The organism is Capnocytophaga sp. (genome assembly GCF_030532915.1).
In the GTDB taxonomy this organism is placed as follows: Bacteria; Bacteroidota; Bacteroidia; order Flavobacteriales; family Flavobacteriaceae; genus Capnocytophaga.
Map to the genome: position 1 here is coordinate 3,803 of NZ_JAUNKD010000030.1, position 18,980 is coordinate 22,782.

General features: G+C 35.9%; 28 protein-coding genes. 26 read left to right on the forward strand and 2 right to left on the reverse strand.

The features are described 5' to 3' along the window. Positions 1–187 precede the first annotated feature (187 nt). The 13 genes from Q4D72_RS09270 to Q4D72_RS09330 all read left to right on the forward strand — a co-directional run bounded on the left by Q4D72_RS09270 (position 188) and on the right by Q4D72_RS09330 (position 9,257). Positions 188–634, forward strand: a complete 447-nt coding sequence (locus Q4D72_RS09270; RefSeq protein ID WP_303077564.1) for a hypothetical protein — start codon at positions 188–190, stop codon at positions 632–634. Between the two features lie 13 nt (positions 635–647). Then, positions 648–1,073, forward strand: coding sequence for a DUF4262 domain-containing protein (locus Q4D72_RS09275; RefSeq protein WP_303077565.1), 426 nt, complete (start codon positions 648–650; stop codon positions 1,071–1,073). A 128-nt stretch (positions 1,074–1,201) separates the two neighbouring features. After that, positions 1,202–1,714: an Imm26 family immunity protein gene (locus Q4D72_RS09280; protein WP_303077566.1), complete on the forward strand. Its 513-nt coding sequence runs from the start codon at positions 1,202–1,204 to the stop codon at positions 1,712–1,714. 162 nt (positions 1,715–1,876) lie between these two features. Continuing rightward, positions 1,877–2,509 (forward strand): hypothetical protein, encoded by a 633-nt coding sequence (locus Q4D72_RS09285; RefSeq protein ID WP_303077567.1) that lies wholly within the window; start codon positions 1,877–1,879, stop codon positions 2,507–2,509. 373 nt (positions 2,510–2,882) lie between these two features. Next, positions 2,883–3,218 (forward strand): hypothetical protein, encoded by a 336-nt coding sequence (locus Q4D72_RS09290; RefSeq protein WP_303077568.1) that lies wholly within the window; start codon positions 2,883–2,885, stop codon positions 3,216–3,218. Between the two features lie 111 nt (positions 3,219–3,329). Then, a complete protein-coding gene (locus Q4D72_RS09295; RefSeq protein ID WP_303077569.1) occupies positions 3,330–3,944 on the forward strand; it encodes a hypothetical protein in 615 nt (204 codons plus the stop codon). A 16-nt stretch (positions 3,945–3,960) separates the two neighbouring features. Then, complete coding sequence (locus Q4D72_RS09300) at positions 3,961–4,620, forward strand: hypothetical protein (protein WP_303077570.1); 660 nt, start codon at positions 3,961–3,963, stop codon at positions 4,618–4,620. A 319-nt stretch (positions 4,621–4,939) separates the two neighbouring features. After that, positions 4,940–5,302 carry an Imm10 family immunity protein gene (locus Q4D72_RS09305; RefSeq protein ID WP_303077571.1) on the forward strand — a complete coding sequence of 121 codons (363 nt, stop codon included), beginning with the start codon at positions 4,940–4,942 and terminating at the stop codon, positions 5,300–5,302. A 164-nt stretch (positions 5,303–5,466) separates the two neighbouring features. After that, positions 5,467–5,979 carry an SMI1/KNR4 family protein gene (locus Q4D72_RS09310; RefSeq protein ID WP_303077572.1) on the forward strand — a complete coding sequence of 171 codons (513 nt, stop codon included), beginning with the start codon at positions 5,467–5,469 and terminating at the stop codon, positions 5,977–5,979. Between the two features lie 116 nt (positions 5,980–6,095). Further along, positions 6,096–6,839, forward strand: a complete 744-nt coding sequence (locus Q4D72_RS09315; protein WP_303077573.1) for a macro domain-containing protein — start codon at positions 6,096–6,098, stop codon at positions 6,837–6,839. Positions 6,840–7,017: 178 nt separating this feature from the next. Next, positions 7,018–7,536 (forward strand): hypothetical protein, encoded by a 519-nt coding sequence (locus Q4D72_RS09320; RefSeq protein ID WP_303077574.1) that lies wholly within the window; start codon positions 7,018–7,020, stop codon positions 7,534–7,536. Positions 7,537–7,722: 186 nt separating this feature from the next. After that, positions 7,723–8,283 (forward strand): hypothetical protein, encoded by a 561-nt coding sequence (locus Q4D72_RS09325; protein WP_303077575.1) that lies wholly within the window; start codon positions 7,723–7,725, stop codon positions 8,281–8,283. Positions 8,284–8,285: 2 nt separating this feature from the next. Further along, positions 8,286–9,257 (forward strand): hypothetical protein, encoded by a 972-nt coding sequence (locus Q4D72_RS09330; protein ID WP_303077576.1) that lies wholly within the window; start codon positions 8,286–8,288, stop codon positions 9,255–9,257. Between the two features lie 24 nt (positions 9,258–9,281). Here Q4D72_RS09330 and Q4D72_RS09335 read toward each other — a convergent pair whose 3' ends face one another. Together Q4D72_RS09335 and Q4D72_RS09340 are read right to left on the reverse strand one after the other, a co-directional pair. Then, positions 9,282–9,905, reverse strand: a complete 624-nt coding sequence (locus Q4D72_RS09335) for an RloB family protein (protein ID WP_303077577.1) — start codon at positions 9,903–9,905, stop codon at positions 9,282–9,284. Further along, on the reverse strand, positions 9,889–11,202 hold the full coding sequence (locus tag Q4D72_RS09340) for an ATP/GTP-binding protein (protein ID WP_303077578.1): 1,314 nt from the start codon (positions 11,200–11,202) through the stop codon (positions 9,889–9,891). The genes Q4D72_RS09335 and Q4D72_RS09340 overlap by 17 nt, the downstream gene beginning before the upstream one ends. Before the next feature lie 270 nt (positions 11,203–11,472). On the opposite strand from Q4D72_RS09340, the gene Q4D72_RS09345 reads away from it, so the two are divergent. From Q4D72_RS09345 to Q4D72_RS09405, 13 genes are all read left to right on the forward strand, one after another. Next, a complete protein-coding gene (locus Q4D72_RS09345; RefSeq protein WP_303077579.1) occupies positions 11,473–12,057 on the forward strand; it encodes a DUF4303 domain-containing protein in 585 nt (194 codons plus the stop codon). Between the two features lie 197 nt (positions 12,058–12,254). After that, positions 12,255–12,704, forward strand: a complete 450-nt coding sequence (locus Q4D72_RS09350; RefSeq protein WP_303077580.1) for a DUF2262 domain-containing protein — start codon at positions 12,255–12,257, stop codon at positions 12,702–12,704. A 151-nt stretch (positions 12,705–12,855) separates the two neighbouring features. After that, positions 12,856–13,509, forward strand: coding sequence for a DUF6707 family protein (locus Q4D72_RS09355; RefSeq protein WP_303077581.1), 654 nt, complete (start codon positions 12,856–12,858; stop codon positions 13,507–13,509). A 2-nt stretch (positions 13,510–13,511) separates the two neighbouring features. After that, positions 13,512–13,799, forward strand: a complete 288-nt coding sequence (locus Q4D72_RS09360) for a hypothetical protein (protein WP_303077582.1) — start codon at positions 13,512–13,514, stop codon at positions 13,797–13,799. A gap of 36 nt (positions 13,800–13,835) precedes the next feature. After that, complete coding sequence (locus tag Q4D72_RS09365) at positions 13,836–14,285, forward strand: hypothetical protein (protein WP_303077583.1); 450 nt, start codon at positions 13,836–13,838, stop codon at positions 14,283–14,285. A gap of 45 nt (positions 14,286–14,330) precedes the next feature. Further along, on the forward strand, positions 14,331–14,582 hold the full coding sequence (locus Q4D72_RS09370) for a hypothetical protein (protein WP_303077584.1): 252 nt from the start codon (positions 14,331–14,333) through the stop codon (positions 14,580–14,582). Positions 14,583–14,828: 246 nt separating this feature from the next. Then, a complete protein-coding gene (locus Q4D72_RS09375; RefSeq protein WP_303077585.1) occupies positions 14,829–15,191 on the forward strand; it encodes a hypothetical protein in 363 nt (120 codons plus the stop codon). A 30-nt stretch (positions 15,192–15,221) separates the two neighbouring features. Then, positions 15,222–15,767: a hypothetical protein gene (locus Q4D72_RS09380; protein ID WP_303077586.1), complete on the forward strand. Its 546-nt coding sequence runs from the start codon at positions 15,222–15,224 to the stop codon at positions 15,765–15,767. Between the two features lie 18 nt (positions 15,768–15,785). After that, positions 15,786–16,226, forward strand: coding sequence for an SRPBCC family protein (locus Q4D72_RS09385; protein WP_303077587.1), 441 nt, complete (start codon positions 15,786–15,788; stop codon positions 16,224–16,226). 24 nt (positions 16,227–16,250) lie between these two features. Next, on the forward strand, positions 16,251–16,733 hold the full coding sequence (locus Q4D72_RS09390) for a hypothetical protein (protein WP_303077589.1): 483 nt from the start codon (positions 16,251–16,253) through the stop codon (positions 16,731–16,733). Positions 16,734–16,804: 71 nt separating this feature from the next. Then, the gene (locus tag Q4D72_RS09395; RefSeq protein ID WP_303077590.1) at positions 16,805–17,479 is read left to right on the forward strand and encodes an SMI1/KNR4 family protein; all 675 of its coding nucleotides are present in this window, start codon (positions 16,805–16,807) and stop codon (positions 17,477–17,479) included. A gap of 41 nt (positions 17,480–17,520) precedes the next feature. Then, positions 17,521–17,973, forward strand: coding sequence for a hypothetical protein (locus Q4D72_RS09400; RefSeq protein ID WP_303077591.1), 453 nt, complete (start codon positions 17,521–17,523; stop codon positions 17,971–17,973). A gap of 46 nt (positions 17,974–18,019) precedes the next feature. After that, the gene (locus Q4D72_RS09405) at positions 18,020–18,493 is read left to right on the forward strand and encodes a hypothetical protein (protein WP_303077592.1); all 474 of its coding nucleotides are present in this window, start codon (positions 18,020–18,022) and stop codon (positions 18,491–18,493) included. Positions 18,494–18,980 lie beyond the last annotated feature (487 nt).

Sequence of the window (18,980 nt, forward strand, 5' to 3'; positions counted from 1 at the left end):
AAAACGTGCTACTTTCGTATCCTGATTTGCATTATGTCGGCAAATATGAAATGGATGCTAATGCAATGATTAGCAAACAATTACTGTATCCGCAGTTGTTTTAATGGCACACAGCAAACAATCCCAAACAAGTCCGTAATTTATTTGTATTTTTGCATTAAAATAAATCCCTTAGAATCAAAACGCTATGTGTTATGTATTGACCCTCAGCACCGATTTGCCCGAAGATTTGGCGAAATTTGACACCGAAACGCTATTTTTTGAGAAAATTGACCCCAAAAATGGCGAAAACAGACGAAAAATCTTAAAATATCCGCATCAATACGAAATTGCAACAATGGCAAAGAATAATTGTAGTTGCCACTTGCGGATTTTTGAGCAGGATTTGGCTTTGGAGGTGGGTTTTTGTCCGTTGCAAGACTGGCTCGAAGAGGAGGAAGACGACGACACGCTCCGCACACGTGAATTTTTCGGCATCGTCAAGCAAATTCTGGCAAAAGGCTATCACATAGATAGTTATGTTTCGTGGAACGGTGATGAATCGGCAGTAAATCAACAGCTTATCGTTAAAACAAACGACATTTCAGAGGCACATTTTGCCCTTTTTTCCGATTTTTATTTTGAGTACGAATAGAAAAATATGTTTTATGAAAACACTCGCACAACAGATTGAAAATTATGGATTTGCGGTAAGAATGATTCCTGCCGAAGCCGATTATCCTGCCTTTGCCTACACCATCGGGCTTTGGGAGCGGTATCAGCACCCTGAAATCATCATTTTGGGGCTTCCGATTGAGACGATGCACCACATTCTGAACAATGTGGGTGAAGCGGTGCAAAGCGGAACGCAGTTTTCGGTCGGAAATCGTTACCAAGACATTGTAAATCAGTATCCTGTGGCTTTTGTAGAGGTTGAAAAACGATACTTTTCGGAATATTTCGGACAGGCAATCCACTATTACGGTACAGAAAATTTTACCGCCCTGCAATTGCTGTGGACGGACAAAAACGGTAAATTTCCCTTTGAAAAAGATTTCGATGAAAAACTGAAAAAATTGCAATCGTTGGGGTAATAACTTTGGCAAAGTTCCAAAACTTTGGCAAAGTTTTAGAACACTGTAAGGGTTTATTGCAATTGCTTACGCCAGTTCGCTACGCTCGGGTTACCCCTACAACGACCAAAATATTAAAATAATTGCTTATGAATTCAAAAATTACATTATGGGGTTGGGAGAAGAAGCCCCGCACGATGCTCCGCTACATCAAGGCGGGTGATATTGTCTGCTTTGAGATTGATAAGACCGGGACACGATTTGGCTACGGTCAGCTTATTGCTCATTTAAGCACTGGTGGTTTTGTGTTTAAAGCGATGAATGTTACACATTCCAATCCAAATGACATTACCATTGATGAGATAATCCATTCGGATACATTTGGAAAACCTTGTGTTTTAGATGTTTATTCGACATTAGACAGAAAAAAGTACATACAGAACGGCGAATGGAGAATTATAGGAACGGAACATAATTTCAATATCAAAACGGAAGATTTGCAGACGATTTTTTTTGTATATGGCATTAAAGGTTTTCACAAAAAAATAAATTTGCTAAATGAAGAAACTGCAATCTCCGATGAAGAGGCGGAAAAGTATCTTGACGCAGGATTAAACACAGGAGACCAAGTGAAAATGTGGTTTGTTAAATATACCGACTAATGGTTTGTAGAAACTTTTTATCAATACCAACCATTCAGGCACACCGCAACCAACTTTGGCAAAGTTCCAAAACTTTGCCAAAGTTTTAGAACACTGTAAGGGCGAATTGCAATTGCAAGTTACTGTTAACCCTGCTACTGGTAAAATACTTAGGTGAATAATATGAGCAAACGCAAAAAATATCAAAAAGAATTGGGCTTGGAGTTAGCCAATCAGCTTCAATCCTATGGCTGGGAAATTGCACAAATAGATGAAACTTTCTTTTTAAAAAAGAAATATCTTGATTTTGAATGGTATTTTGGGTTTCATTTTCGCAATCAAAAAATATATAAACTATTGACTTTTGAAAATATTTCTTTCCTAAATTTAACTGAAATTGTGAAAGAAAAATTTAGTGGTATTTTAGACGATAGATATTTGGTTGTCGGTTTTAGAACAATTAGTGAACATATTGAAGCTAGCGATATTACCATTGACCCGTCCGCCCCGTCAATGATTTACGCTCAAATTTTATCACAAAGGGTGTTAGATTTTGAAAAAATTTATTTAAAATATTCTGATGAGTCATTGGTATTAAAGCACAATCTTAGCCCACGCCATTGGGAATGGCTAATGCCGCCATTTTTATCCTATGCTTTATTTATGATAGCCTATGCCGAAAAATACAATCAACCTGAATTGATTGACAAGACATATATTAAGATTACTGAGTTAAAAACTTCTTGTAGAGAAAATTTTAATGGCGAATGGGAAAAAGTTGGTGATTTATTTCAAGTTTTAGGCTACCCACACTGATGAGGTAGGCAACCACAGTCATTATGAGTACGACCAAGACAGCTTTGAACCTGTGGCAAGGGCGGTGCAAAGTTATGATAAGGATTGTGAAAAATTTAAAATTTATCATTATCTTTGCAATCATTTAGGCACACCGCAAGAGCTTACCAACAATAAAACGCATAGCCATACAAGCTGTTTGTTTTTGCAAAAAGTTAATATCTTTGCAAAGATAATTTTACTTTCCGTAAGATTTTTTCCCATTTTTTACTATCTTCGTGCTTTGATAATCGGGGCAATGCAGTGTAATTGTGATTAGCATTCAACAAAAATACTGCATTTTTACCTGATTGTCAACTTTTTATAGCATCATACTTTTTACAACACTACCAATATGAAATATGAAGAAAAACCTTGGTTGATTTTGAAAAATAGTAATTATAATGTTGATTATGAATTATCAGGAACAGTAATTACGATAATTTGCCTAGCCAAAGATTATTTTATAAAAATCACTAATAATAAATATAGCTTAGATAATTATGAAATAGAGATACAGCTATTAAGTGAAAATTTTTTATCTATTAGTTTTATACCGAATGTTGATAATTATATAGATGGAATACCATTCGAGATAGCCGTCAATGGACAATATAAGAATGGGCAAGGATATACATTTATTTATGATTTACAGACAAAAAACATATTAGACGTCATAGGTATGAGATAATCTGCCACCACCTACCACTACGATGCCTTTGGCAGACGCATTGCCAAACGCTCAAACATTGAAAAGTTACACAAACTCAAAACCAGATTGTTAAATAACGGACAGTTAAAAATGAGATTCTTTTGGAAAGAAAATGCGGTAATTTCGCTCAAATTGGCGGAAAATATTTATACACTCTGCCAAATGTCGGAAAGAAAGCACACAATGGCATTTTTCAATATTTTTAGAGATACAGATAATTGGCTAGATGTAGATTTAAGCCAAGAAAAAATCATAATGATTGTTCATACAATGGGAACTATTCAGGATTTTGGAGAGCGAAAAATTACACCTAAAGAAGTCAAGCCTTTAGAAGAAATCATTATTCCTGATAAATATTGGGTTGCTCATTTGAATGAAATTGAGAATTTCCATAAAGGCGAATTCTATCTAAAAGGTGGTTGTTTGTTTCAAGAGATTGAAAATCAAGAAAGTATAAGATTAAATAACGACCTTGATTGTATAAAAGACAGGGAAGATATTTTGCAATATGAAATGGAGACCGTATATTCTCCACAGCATATCCAAACACGGCTTTTATTCAACCACAAATACCAAAAAGATTTTGATTATTTCAAACATAAAATTTTCCCGAATTTGTATGAAGAAGAAATGTTTCAGCAATTCTTAAAAATGGAAAAAGAATTTGACATTAAACTTTCTTCAGAGGCTTATCAAAGCGACTAAAACCCTAGGTAAGCAAGTGGATGTTAGCAAAGGAAAATTCATTACCTACACCTACGACACCCATGGCAATATCAAAACCAAAACTGAAGTACCCATAAACCCCAAAACCAATCAGCCCATCCACCAATCAGACAACAGCTTGATTGGTTATCGTAAGTCTATTAAATTTATCTATAACCCCAACAACGAACTACAAAAGACCATCACCATCACCGACATAGGACGACAAGTTCAAAGAACAACAACCTGCTACCACTACGATGCCTTTGGCAGACGCATTGCCAAACACGCAAAAACTGAAAAGTTACACAAACTCAATCAACAAGGCAAGTTAGTTCGTTATCCAACCACTTTACTACATCTAAGAAAGACAGATAAAACCGAACACAGCACAATGCTGATGCTCTGGGAGGGTAATAAACAGATACAGGAATATACCAAAGACTTTGTATTCACAACAGTGTATGATGATGAGAGCTTTGAACCTGTGGCAAGGGCGGTGCAAAGTTATGATAAGGATTGTGAAAAATTTAAAATTTATCATTATCTTTGCAATCATTTAGGCACACCGCAAGAGCTTACCAACAATAAAACGCATAGCCATACAAGCTGTTTGTTTTTTGCAAAAGTTAATATCTTTGCAAAGATTTATTTGACAAATCAAATTTTGTTTTAAACCCTCTTTTTCCTACGCTCAAATGTGAAATAATCCATTTTTTTATTGTATCTTTGCTCAAAATTCCGTGATTTTTAAGTTGTTATGCAAAACAAAAATACTAAAATTTCTTGGAACTTTTACTTCTTTAAAGAAAGTTTAAACAGGCTTTAAATAAAAATCATAAGAAATTATCAGATTTACAGTTTGCACTTGGAATAAAAGAAATATTTGATAATGAAGTTGATATAATTTATAAGTCTTCGGAAGCAGATGATTGGTCTGCTGGAAGAAAAAGAAAAAAGCGTAAATCAAAATCTAATTGTTGAAGGATTTTAAAATGAAATTTCAATCTAAAAATTCGGTTTATTACATAGAAGATGATATATTGACAATTGCTTTTGCTGATAGCAAAAAACCAAACCCCAAAAAATATCTAATCTTGCAAAGAGAAATTGACCATTCAGACTTATATTATTATGAATTTTGCTCACAAGAATATGCTAATGATGGTGGATTTAAAAAGGTAACGATTAAAAATAATTTGATAGAAATTGTTTTGAATGAAAGTGAAAATATTTATAAACAGGGAGTAAAAATTATAGAAATTTCCTTTGAAGAAAATAAAGAAATTAAAGAAATTAAACATAAATTAATATCGCTATTTGAAAATAGTGATGTTGAATTGTGTGTTTTTGAGTAACCAGTTAATAGCTATTATCAAGGCATTAATAGCACGGTTATTGCTAAAAAAGCATTACAACCCATCTGCTTTCAAGGTCAATACTTTGATGTAAGAACTTCACTATAATAGATTTACTCAAATGGCGGTGTATTAAAAATTCAAATTGTATATAGGAAATTATTATGTTTTATTGTTTTCAAAAGCTATCAGAATTTGAAGTCTTAAATTTGGAAAAAAAATTGGATTTTAAATTTTCATATAGCTATAAAAGTTTTTTATTAAATTACGGTGGCATATATATAGACCATCAAAATTATGCAACTTTCTCAGTAGAATTTCTTGACGATAGTCTGGTTGAAATTCTAAAAATTTTTAAACCGGAAGAATTAATAGAAATAAATAATGAATATTTGCCAGAAATTAAAGATTTTCTCGACTGTATAATTATAGCGGAAGACCCGGGCGGCAATTTTTTTCTATTAGATAATTTTGGAAAAATATATTATTGGGATAGAACACTAATTCACGTTCATATTTCTGATTTCAATCGCAAAATTCCGGTTATTTTAAATGGCGATGATTCTTGTGAAGAAGTTGCGATATATTTTCTATTTCCCGAATTTGATGATTTTTTTGCAATATTGGAAAAGGCATCTATGGAGCAAAAATCCCCATTCACATTTAAGGGGATTTAATTTTATAGCAAATGCAGGTTGGACTTCACCATAATAGATTTCACCATTACGATAGTGATGTGGAGATGTTTATCAGTCGTCAGGCAATAGAATCATATCACCAAAAATAACATTAAATGCAGACAAAAAAATACCTAAGTGCCGAAGTTGAATGTTTAAAAGGTTTGGCTTTAACTTATAGTGAGTTTATCAATAATGTATGCACAAGACAAATAAATAGTATTAATGATAACTATTATGCTTCATCAAATCTACAAGATTGGAATGAAGATATTGGATATTTGCTGTATGATGGGACTCTTGAAGATTTAGATTTGAGTGAAACTAAATATATAACAAAAGATGATTTTGAATCGATGTGGAAAAAATCAATTGACGGGGTAAATCTTACTGAATTTATTAAATATGAACAAGGAGATGCAACAAATCCACTATCAGAAAGAACTTTAATTTTACATATTGTTAATAATGTTGGCAAATGGGGAAAAGGATTTGTTTTATCCTTATCAAAAAAATATCCGAAAGCTAAGGAAAATTATGTCAATTGGTTTAATAAAGGAACTGATTTTGAATTGGGTAATGTGAACTTTTTTAGCGCAGATGAAAATGTTGTTATTGCTAATATGTTGGCTCAAAACGGCGTAAAAAGAAATGCAAATGACTTATCACAAAAATTAGATTACAAAGCTTTGGAAAACTGTTTAAATCAAGTAGCTGATTATGCCTTATTGCATCGTCTAAATATACAGGCTCCAAAATTTGGCGCTGGTTTGGGCGGAGGCGATTGGGATGCTATTGTGAAAATCATTGAAAAAACATTATCATATAAAAAAATAAAATGCACTATTCTAACAATTTGAATTTTAAGCATATAGCCCATAGATTGGATTTTGCAAGGCTCAACCCAAACTTACCCAAGCCTTCTGCTTATTTTAAAGGAGAGAATGGTGTAGTAAATATTGGATTGGGTAATGGAAAAGCACTAAAATCTTTTAGTAAAAATATTTCTTCATTTAAAATAGTAAATAAAGTATTGCCGTGAAAAATTTTGATTGTATTGATAATGTTTTTGATGACTACATTAGTGAAGTTATCTCGGATAATGATTTGATTAATATTGTAAATTCAGAAAATAAAAAACAATATATAAATTTTAATGATTTAATTGCTGATTATATAAGATTTTCTTGTGAAATAAAAAATTCCCGTTATTTAGAAAATGCTATAACTATGATAAATCCAAATGAACTTAATCAGGAGTTATTGGAATTATGTCATTTATTATTGTTAGAAGATTGGCATCCTTGGCAGGAAGACATAGTATATGTATTAGAAAAAAATAACAGCTTATCTTCTTTGGCATTTCTGTACAAAGCTTTTGAAATTAAATATCAAAAACACAAATTCAACGCTTATTATTCTTTGCACAAAAAAATTATGTGGACTATATATAAAATAGAAGGCGCTAAATGCAAACCTAAGTTATTAAAAATGGAAAAATTTATTTCTAAAGATTTAACAAAAGAATTTAAACAATTCTTAGGAAATATAAAATAGGCTCGGTAGGTTGGGTCAAGCGATGTTTAGTGAAGATTTGTTTGATGAATTAAAAGCAACATTCAAAGCCCCAAGATTATACACCGCAACCAACTTTGCCAAAGTTCCAAAACTTTGGCAAAGTTTTAGAACACTGTAAGGGCGAATTGCAATTCGCCCCTACAACGACCAAAAACAACAAAAAATATGACAGAAAAAGACCAAAAAATGCTATCGATGATGTATCGATTTATTGATGAAAATCAACAATTTACGGAGGAAAGTTTGGTGGCTCACCTTTTTGAGTCGGTTCATTTTGCTTTCGACAATTTCCAAGAGCCGTTTCGTGTGGCGGACTCGTGGGCAAAAATCGCCTATGAGTACGAACTCGCCACCATCGCCCTGCGTATCGGCAGCGGACTCAAACGCCAGTATCCGAAGTTGGCAAAATCCGAAAAAGTGCAAAACGCCATTTTGCAGGTTTTTTATGATGAGAAATATTCCGTAGCAGCGAGATTCGGTTTTTTAGACACGATGTGCGACGCCAAAATGGATAAGCAAATTGCTGATTATGTGCGTTCTATCGATGAAATCCCCACCGATTGGGGCTATACGGTAACGCGGGTTTTGTGTACGCGTAAAATCGGCGGTTTTTCCGAAAAAGTCCGAGCCTTGTACCAAAAAATCGAGCATACACGAGGCGAAGCCGACACGCGAAAATATTGCCTTCGCTACCTTGAAAACGACTCCAAATACAAGAAATTTTAAAAATGGGGGACAATTACTCGCAATTTCGACAAACCGACAAGGAAAAATCACGAATTTTAGCTCAAAATTTAGCAATTCCGACTGCGGAAACGCAAAAAATCGATTCGTTTTTTGATGAAATCCTATCGCAACACCAAAAAATCAACGATTACACAAAGGAAACGCACCACGAAAGACTCAAACAAGAGGAAATTTTCGATAAAAAGGGCAATGAATTGGTAAAATCTTTGCAAAATGAGTCCGTTTTTGTCTATTTGATGGCAAAATCAATGAATTTTTTAAATGTTTTTGACGGCACCTGTCTTACAGAGGTGCAGATAGGCGGAATTTTCAGAGTGCTTTTGCAAAAATTATTTCGGAATGCCAACGAAAATGAAGCGGTTTCGTCCGCCCAGTTGGTCACCATTGCCAATTATGTAAAATCTCCTTTGGAAGTAACTCCGAATGGCGATTTGCTGGAAAATTTATTTCGGATTGTAGCAAAAAACAAAATCGAAAAATCTTGGAAAACCGTTGAAAGACAGGCATTTTTGAGCGTCGTGCTGTTGCTTATTTCCGATAAGGGATTTCATCACGACATTAAGTTTTTTAAAAAAGTAATCAAGCTCATCAAAGCCGAGGACCACGAGCTGATGGTTTGGGTAACGAATTTTGAGGTGAAAAACGAGCAAGGTTGTTATCTTGTTGTGAAGCAATTGTTTAGCAATTCATTTTCGGAAGATAATTGGACGGATTTCGCACGAAAAAACGAGCTATTGCAACTCTTTGACACGGCATCGGGCAGTCAGCCCAAAGCGGCTTGGCTGAAAAAATACCGTCATTTGGCAACTGAAATCGGTTCGGAAAGCCTTGAAAATGTGGCTCGGCAAGTGAAATCATTGGAGCGACACCGCAAATACGACCATCTGGGCTGGACGGACGATGTGGTCGTACGATTTTTAAAAGCCTCTGATTTTATTTTTGGGGTGGGGTAAATACTTAACAATAAGTGCTTTCTGTCAGTGTTTTAGAATTTCTTCCACTAATTTATAAATGGTGGTAGAAGAATTGGATTGAGCAGGTGTGCGTCCATCATTGATATGCCTTTGATGGTTTCTACTGGCTCTATCAATAGCAAACTTTACTCTTTCTTTTAACAGATTAAAAAACGCTTCTGAAACCTTTTTATCTCCATCTCCATCATAAACAGCTCCTAATGGGTTGATGTATCCATTAATCTTTCTATTGTAGTGTTTTCTACTCATAGCACCTCCTTGATGGTCTTCAAAGTGCAAAATAAACCAATATTCGAACGATTCATTGGAGTACGCCACTTTAAAATTTTTTGTTTCTGCATTGACAATTGCTTGGTTAAAGTTATTGTCAAGAAAATCATCTTTGTCAAAAACACACCAAACTTCATCATAACTTTCTTGTTTTGAATATTTTTCAGCTTCTTTTACTAAGGAAATGGTGTTACAGCCCGTCCCTTGGGTTTTTATGGTAATGGTGGGTTTTCTAAAATGGTTAAAATAATTAGGCTCTGTATTCTTCCCTTCACAAACAATCAGAAAAGTTTTCCCTACAATTTTTGTTGCTCGTGGTCTTTTTAATGATGGGGATTTGCTATTTTTCCTTTTCATCAGACTTTAAATAATCTTTAAAATTTTCAAATAAATTCAAAAAAGGTACAGCTCCATATTTTCCTCTAATATAATTACTTTCAAAAGCATCTGTTTTTCTGACTTTATCGGTTTTAAAATCTGCCAAAGAGTAAAGAGAAGCCTCTCCATATTCGTTTTTTTCAGTGAACCAAATTTGGTCTCTTCTAAACAATCTTGGCGTTAATAGATTGGTGTTGTGAGTGTTAAAAATCAGTTGAGCGTTTTTGATATTAATTTCTTTTGAATTGAATAGCTGTACAATCTCCTCAACTAAATTAGGATGAAGTTTGGAGTCCAACTCATCAACGACCAAAGTATATCCATTTTTCAAAACATCTAAAATAGGACCTGACAAAGCTAAATACTTTTTAGTACCTGCAGATTCCTCTTCTAAGGAAAAGAATGTGTTGCCAATTTGTTTTTGGTGTTTATCGAATTTTTTATGAAAAGTAAATACGCTAGAATCTGAATAAATTTTTAGATTTCCTGTGAGGAATATTTTTTTCAATTCATCAGGCATATCTTTTGGTAAATTCTCTTTATCTATGGTTTCTACTTTTAAATCTTCTATGCCTATATCGGCTGCTTTTAGCATTTTTAAAATTTCATTCTTTCCTTTGTCGGAATCTATTTTCTCGATAGTAAACCCTTCAAATCCCTCTTCTTGTATTCCTGAAATTATTTTTATTTCATTTGAAAAATATTGTACTACCTTATTGGCTATATCATCATTAAATTGAGCAGCCACTGAAAGAAGCAGGGCATTGTCTCTGACCATACTTTTATTCCATATAAACGCTCCGTTTGAAAACAAAGTATTGTGAAATTCTGCCTTATTTTCTTCTCTATAAAAAATCTCTACTTCTTTTACCTTTTCTTTTCGATAAAGCCATTCCGAAATCACTTTTTCTTTGGTAACTTCAAATCCATATCGGTATTGAACATTTTCACTTATAAAAATAATCTCAAATTCAGAGGGTTTATTTTCAGTTTCTTGGTTCAATAAAAAGGATTCCACTGGAATAATTTGCCCTTTCTGGCTATCACTAGCACTGCCATAGACAATTTTTTTCATAAAAGCTAAAGCCTCTATTAATTTGCTTTTCCCACTGGCATTTGCTCCATAAACAACGACACTTCTTAAAAGGCGGATGTTTTTTTCTTGAAAAACATTGTCTTCCTCGTGCGTTTTTTTATCATACCCTGATGCTACAAGACTTAATACGGCTTGTTCTCTAAAAGTTTTGTAGTTCTTTACGGTAAACTGAACTAACATTTTTTTATTTTTTTGAAAGTTTTCTGCAAAAATACAATTAATTTTAATATGTTTCCAATTTTAATGATGAAAAATGAAACAATTAATCAATTACCCGTTTTTTTAATACAACAAAGTATAAAAGAATAATCACCTATCCAAACCCTCAACAAAATAAATATGTATCTTTGCTAAAAAAATAATCGCCTGTCGAGGCTATATACTCGAGGCTCTCGACCCTTGCCTTACGATAAATAATTAAGCATTAACAAATTTTAAATATAGATATTTATGAATCAATCACAAAAACAATTAATTGAGCAATTGGCAGCGGCGGAAATCCGTCAATCTTTTGCCTTTATCAAAAATCAAACGGACGAAGCCCAAAAGGACATCGCCGCCTATTATTTTTATCTGGTGGACGACTTTTTTGCGGTGGGAAATGCCGCCATCACCCATCAGGATTTTGAAAACTGGCAAAAATCAGAAACTGACCCCGATTACAACGGCATTTTGAACGCAATTTGGTCGGGCGAGTGCGAAATTTACGAGGGCGATTTTGTGCCTATCAGCCAAACGCCTGAAAACTGGCTCGACGGACAAACACCACTCTACAAAGAGGCGTATCTGCTTGTGGAGGGCTTGGACGATTATGACCGCTACAACCAAATTCGCTCCGATTTTGAGCAATGCCTTATCAACGCCCTAAAAAAGTGCGATGCGGAAGGCGTTTTTGGCAACCGAACCGAAAATAAAATGCTCGTTTTTGCCTTTTATATTGATGATTACGACGAAAATGGCGAAAATTCCGTGTTGTACCGCTCGGCAAAAGCCCTAAACGACGAAGCAGGACAAAAACAGTTGATTTCCTTGTAGGGAACGGATATATCCGTTCCACCGTAAATACGCAATTGATTGTGTTCAAACCGCTACCAACTTTGCCAAAGTTTAAATAATTGCCTGTCAAGGCTCTCGACCTTTGGCAAAGTGCAAAAAGATGTATCTTTGTAAAAAATAACTGCCTGTCGAGGCTCTCGACTCGAGGTTTTCGACTTTTAAAACCAAATAAAATAATGAAAAAATACACATTATCAGACTTTGTTAAAAGCACCGACCCTGATTACGATGATTTATATGAAGGAAAAATCGCGTTTGGCGAGGGCGAAATTTCGGTGCGAATACAACTGGACGGCTGTGAAGTGTCAGATGTTGAGGCGTTTATGAATGCTTTTTTTGCGGATACAGAGAAGTTTGTTCAAAAAGCCAAAGACCGTATTACGCAAAAATATTTATCCGCTTACAACAACAATTGGCGTTTTGGTGATGATGATGAGGACGACCCAACCAAGCCGGAACTAACCGCCGAAGCATTTTCTAAAAACCTGACTGCCAATTGCATATCCTTTTTAGGAAACGCCGATGTGGAAGTCTTTTTTGATGATAACGATATGTTTTTGGGACATAGCTTAATGGCAAGCGATTTTGACGGCGAGGCGTTTCATTATGCAGAAATGTTTGGGTAAATACGCCACAACTTTGCCAAAGTTTCAAAACTTTGGCAAAGTTTAAATAATTGCCTGTCGAGGCTCTCGACCAAAAAGATGTATCTTTGTAAAAAATAACCGCGTGTCGAGGCTCTCGACTTGAGGCTCTCGACAAAAATCAAATCATAAAATGAACATTCCTTTTGAAAAAATCGCACCGTTTTGTACCACCAAACGACAGCAAAAATACTTGGAAAAGCTGCAAAAGAAATTCGCTTTGACCAATGCGGCGAGTCGCGAAACCTTGTCCGACCTGCTCGACAGCCTCCTGCTCGACCAAAAATACGAACCACTTTTGGCGTTGTTGCCCGAGCTGTTGGGCGTTGCGTTTGCCGAAAATTTTGATATTTGGGGCGATGTGGAAAGCTATCTTTCCGTTTGTGCCACCATTCCAAGCCTTGATAATCAGCATCGTACCGCCATTTTCGAGCGACTAAAAAGCGTAACCCAGTACAAAAGCACCAAAAAAGCCCAAGAAGCTCTGGATTATTACCTGCATCGGATTTTGACGATGGACAGGCTCACCGACTACGAAAACCAAATCCGTGAAGCCCTTGACGATGAGGATGTTGCCTACGAATACGCAATGCGACTGGGGCGACTAAAAAAAGCGGTTTTGATGAATTTGGTCAGCTTTTTCGTTGATTTTAAATCACTTAACTATCCTTCTTGGTTGGAAATACCTGATTTTGAAACGACTGCGGATTTGCAAAATTACCTCGCTGCCGTCATCACCCACGAGCAAAACGCCCTAAACGAAAAACGATTGTTAAAATATCGATAAATATGACTTACCAAGAAAAATTTCAAGCCATAAAATCCGTTTACGAAGAGTCGTTTGATATGGATTTTTACGCCGATTCTCTCACCGATTTGATACAAGAAATCAGGGCGGACAAAGCCTCAAACCAAACGATAATTGAGCGTATTTTACTCGATTGGGCTGGTGAAGTGGGCTGTGCCGATGACGGAGAAATTTGCGAAAAATCGCTCAATAAACTGCATCAAGGCGGATTTCTAACCGAAAAAGAATTGAAATTATTTTGGGAAAATACCCATTTCCGTCAAGGCTAAATGACGAAAAATGACAACCTTAATAAAGATAAGTGTATGATAACCAATTTTTTAGAAAAACCCATTCCTGCGGATTATTTGCAATTTATTGAAAATTACCAGTCGCAAGATTTTTGGCTGACGATGCACCCCGACACCGAAAATCAGTTTAGTGAGGAGATTTTTATTTGGACAGAAAGCGAACTTTTGGCGCATTCGTACGATAGCCAATTTGCTAATTATCAGTATTTAGCAAAAAGCGGATTGGATTTTTCACAGCTTGATTTTAATGCGGAAAACGGGCAAATCACGGCGGAGGAAGTGCAAAACGGCTTTGTCATCGGCAGTCTCAACGGCGGATTTATTTTCCTGAATTTGAGCGATGCTTCGGTCTGGATTTGGTACGCCGATATGTTTTGCCAAAAACAGGCGGATAGTTTCGGCGAGTTTCAAAAACTACTGACTTCCGAGCCGATTGACGATGATTTTGAAGACGAGGATTGGTAAAATATCTCACTAATAAACAATAAGTTACAAGTTAAAACAAACAATATGAACATCAACGAAATAGAAGTAAACACGCGTGCGGATTTTGCTCGTTTTATCGAAGCCCTAAAAACCGACCTTGAAAATCGTCCGCAAGATTGGGAAAACGCCACTTTGTCCGATTTTTTGGAAGCGTTAAGCCGTTATACAACTGATATTCAGCAATATTACGACAATACCGAGCAAAACATCAACGCCGATACAGCCACTTGGCGACTTTTTGCCGATATTTGCAAAGGAGCCAGAATTTATGAATAAATAATTAACAATGAACAGTTTACAATTAACAATGAATAATTTAGAAGTCCAACCAACTTTGGCAAAGTGCAAAAAAAAAATCGCGTGTCGAGGCTCTCGACTCGAGACTCTCGCCTCGAGGTTCTTGATTAATTTTTTATGTATTTTTGAGCCAAAAATGAATTAAAAGCGATAAAAATTTGATTAAAAAAACATTGCTTATAAGAAGAGTTTTATAACAATAACTTATTATATATCAATTGAATAATGAAAAACAATCTTAAAAAAAGTATTAAAAATTGGCTAACGCAAATTTCGGAAGAGGAATCTATTCCTTCCGATATTGTGGCATTGAATTTCAATTTAGCCGAGCCCTATTCTTTGTCTTTGGTGGGGGCTTGTTGGTATGATGAAGAGGATTCGGATTGGGCTTGTGAAGAAGATTTTACGCCTGAACATTTTGAATGCCCCGATTTTAAAATTCCCGATAGCATTTTTTGGGAGGAAGTTTTGACTTTGGTTGCTGAAATTTTAAAAGAATTGTTAGTGGAAAATCCTGAATTACAAGTTTTTACTGTGAAACACATTGCAGTAGGTTTTGTTGATGGCGATTTGATAAAAATTAAATAAAACAGATTAACATTACAAAAAAATCTCTTAATGAAACAAATAGTAACATTTCTTTTTTTGGTGATAAGTTTATCCGTTTTTGGTCAAAATACGGATTTAATAGTCAATTACAACGATTCGCGTTCGGTTTTTGACAAATTATCATCAGGAAAATTCTTGGGGACGGCAAACGGCGTTCTTTTCCTTAAAAACGCTCAAAATCAGGAGTTTATTTTAGATTTTCAGGGCAGTAAAACCACGCTTTTCATCGAACCTGAGCCAGATGAAGTCTATGATGTGAGCTACAAACGCTACCAAACAACGACCACCAGCGGAAAAACAAGCCTTGAATACACCTTTTACAACTCGGCAAACGCCCTGAGCATTCGTTTGAATAGTGAAACCTTTGAAATTGGCGGTATTGACGGAGCTTGTGATATGATTATCAATCATTTGGACTATCTTTACAAAGCCGAAAATCAAACGGAATATTTGGTGTTACAGGCACGAAAAGAAATCCGCCTAAAAAGCAAAAAAGGCAATATTTTGACCTTACAACCCCAATCGGTTTTGGTTTTTGCCATCAAACGGAAGTAATTTTTTTAATAATATCAAATGACAAAAAAGGAAGAAAACGCACGACTGAAAATAGAGATTAACACACTGATTAACAAGTCTATTGCTACGGTTTGGGCGGCGTACACCGAGCCGAAACACATCACTCACTGGAATTTCGCCACACCCGAATGGCATTGCCCAAAGGCGGAAAACGACCTGCGTGTCGGTGGGGCATATTTTGCTCGAATGGAAGCCAGAGATGGTAGTTTCGGCTTTGATTTTAAGGCAATTTACAAGGAAGTTTCGCCTGAAAAATCCTTTGTTTATACGCTCGAAGACGGCAGGGAAGTGCAGGTCATTTTTGAAAATCAAGACGGAAAGACCCAAATGTACATCACTTTTGATGCTGAAAATCAACACTCTGCGGAAATGCAACAGGCAGGTTGGCAAAGCATTTTGAATAATTTTAAGGCGTATACCGAAAATTTGACAGATTAATAACAAACTAAAAATAAGCAACTTATGAGAAATTTATTTATTGAAAAATTAAACCAACTTGATGAGGACGAAAAATACGACTTCATCAGAGAAGTGGAATACGAAGAAACAGATGAAAAATGGGATTTTTTTAACATCATTATCGCCGATGAATCAGAATATGATTTAGCGAGAATTGAGGCTTTGAAAATCCTTGGACTTTACGATATTCCAAGCGATAAAAAAGCAAAAACAGCTCAAATTTTGGAAAAAATCATCGCTGAGGAAAGTGATTATTTGGTGCGAAATTACGCCGTGATGGCTTTGCGAAATTTTACGGAATTTGAGCCTTTGGTGGGTATCGCAACCCGACTTGTGAGCGACCCCAACGAGGACATAAACATACGCCACAACGCCCTCGACACCATTGAAAAACTGCCCGTTGAACGCCAAAAACCAATCCTCATCGCCCTGCTCAAAGACAAATATATGAAGCCTTACGCCAAACGAATTTTGGACGAAATCTAAGGTTTTTAAGAAGAAGTTTAACATCATAAGCAACAGAAAAACAATATTTTACAACGATAAAAAACTAAATTATGCACATTCAGCAAATCAAAAAACTCTACGCCCTTGATGCCACCAAAAATTACGGCTTCACCGAAAGAGGCATTCGCACCGCCGAAAACAGGCTGGGCATTCGCTTTCCGAAGGAGTTGCACCGCTATTACGCTGAACTGGGTAAGGCTAAAAAAGTTAATGCCTCGCACAATCGGCTTTTGCCTTTTAACGAATTGATTTTCAAGGACGATTACCTGATTATTTACGAGGAAAATCAAGAAGTTTGTTTTTGGGGCATTCACAAAACCGATTTGGACAAGGAGAGTCCGCCTGTGTGGGTGGGTAACAGTCTGGAAGACGGAGTGTTAGAGTGGCACACCTCGCATCAAAATCTGGCGGATTTTTTCTTGGATATGGCGTTTTATAACGGCACGATGGGCGGACTGCGGTACTTTGCCAATGTGCTGGATTATGAAAAAGTAAGCCCACAAGCCGTTGATTTTATTCAGAAAAACAGAACGAAAATCCTCACTTTTGACGATATTTATCAATATTCCTACACCGATGATTTTCAGGAAGTTGTAATAATTTGCCATTGGAAAACGGGCGAAGCTGTAGCGGTGTTTGTCGGTACGCAAAACCAAACGCGATTCGATGCCCTTTTGGAGCTTTTTGGCGATGAAAATTGGTCGTACACCTCTTATGACGACTAAAAATATATATTTGCAGTTAATTGATTGAAAAATAGATATTTATGATAACGACATTTTTAGGAAATCCCATTCCTGCGGATTATTTGCAATTTATTGAAAATCAGCCAAGTGCTGAAAATCGGCAATTGTGGTTTTTCAATAATGAAAATCACAGCAACCAAGAAATACAACTTTACACCAAAAGCGGTTTATTGTCAAATAGTTACGATAAAAAATCCTATTGGTACGAATGGATTAGCAAGGGCGATTATGATTTGAGCAAAATCAAGCCAACCGACCCCAATAGCGGCATTACGGCAGAAGAAGTGAAAAAAGGTTTTGTGATTGCCGACACTTATGACGGACTGATTTTCATTAACTTACGCGATGGTTCGGTTTGGTCGTTTTATGAAGATGATGAAGACTGGGAAAATGGTAATGTTTATTGGCTCTGCGAAAAATACGCCGATAGCTTTTCCGAATTTCAAGGGCGATTAAGCCCAAAACCGCTGTAAGTTTTTGGGGCAAAAATTTTTATAAAAAACTAAATATCAGTAAATTATGGAATACAAAAATTTCTTTGTCAGCGAGGCGGATTTTCAAAAATACAAATTGCGATTAGACAAAAAAGTGCAGACTTTTGCCCACGCATTTATGAGCAATGCCAAGTGGCAGAAGTTTTTTATGAAAGTTTGTCAAAATCAAGGAGTTATCAAACAATGCGAGATTTACAACTTTTTTGAAAACTGCGTTAATGAGCTGGTATTTAGTAACATAACAGATGATTTAACAACTTACATTCGCCCTGATTACATTTCCAACGCCATCACCACCGCCGAGGCTCCCACACTGTACAAGGAAATCTGGTATGTGGAATTTCGGAAAATAAGCCGTAAAACACACATTGGCAATCTGATAGCCCCCACAGAAGAAACGCAAGACCTCGCCCAAATCAAACGCTATTTGGCAAGTTTTGGCGAATTTCAATTCGAGGAAACCACCGATTATCTGCGTGTGTTTGGCTATGGTAATTGATTTGTTTTGAGGTGGATAAAAAATTCGTGTCGCCGTAGGGAAGCGATACATCGCTTCCGCCAAAAATAAACGAACAATTGTTTTTTGTTTTACGAGAACGAACCGCAACCAACTTTGGCAAAGGTCGAGAGCCTCGACTGGCAATTATTTTTTGTTTTTACGAGAACGAACCGCAACCAACTTTGGCAAAGTTTTGAACTTTGCCAAAGTGCATCAAAAACGCAAGAAATGAAAACGGCAAAAACACGAACGGCAAAGATATATCTTTGCCCTACAATCAACCACAACAAAAAAAACAAAAATGCGAGTCGAGGCTCTCGACAAAAATCATTAATTTTGTAAAATTTTTAATTAAACGCCCTGCAACTCCCCCTCTCTTTCGGAGAGGAAGTCTGCGAGAGCAGAGTATGTGCAGGGGGAGAGGATAGAGGAGAACTATGAAAATAATCAGTCAATTTAAAGATTTTTACGATTGGAAGGTCGCCGA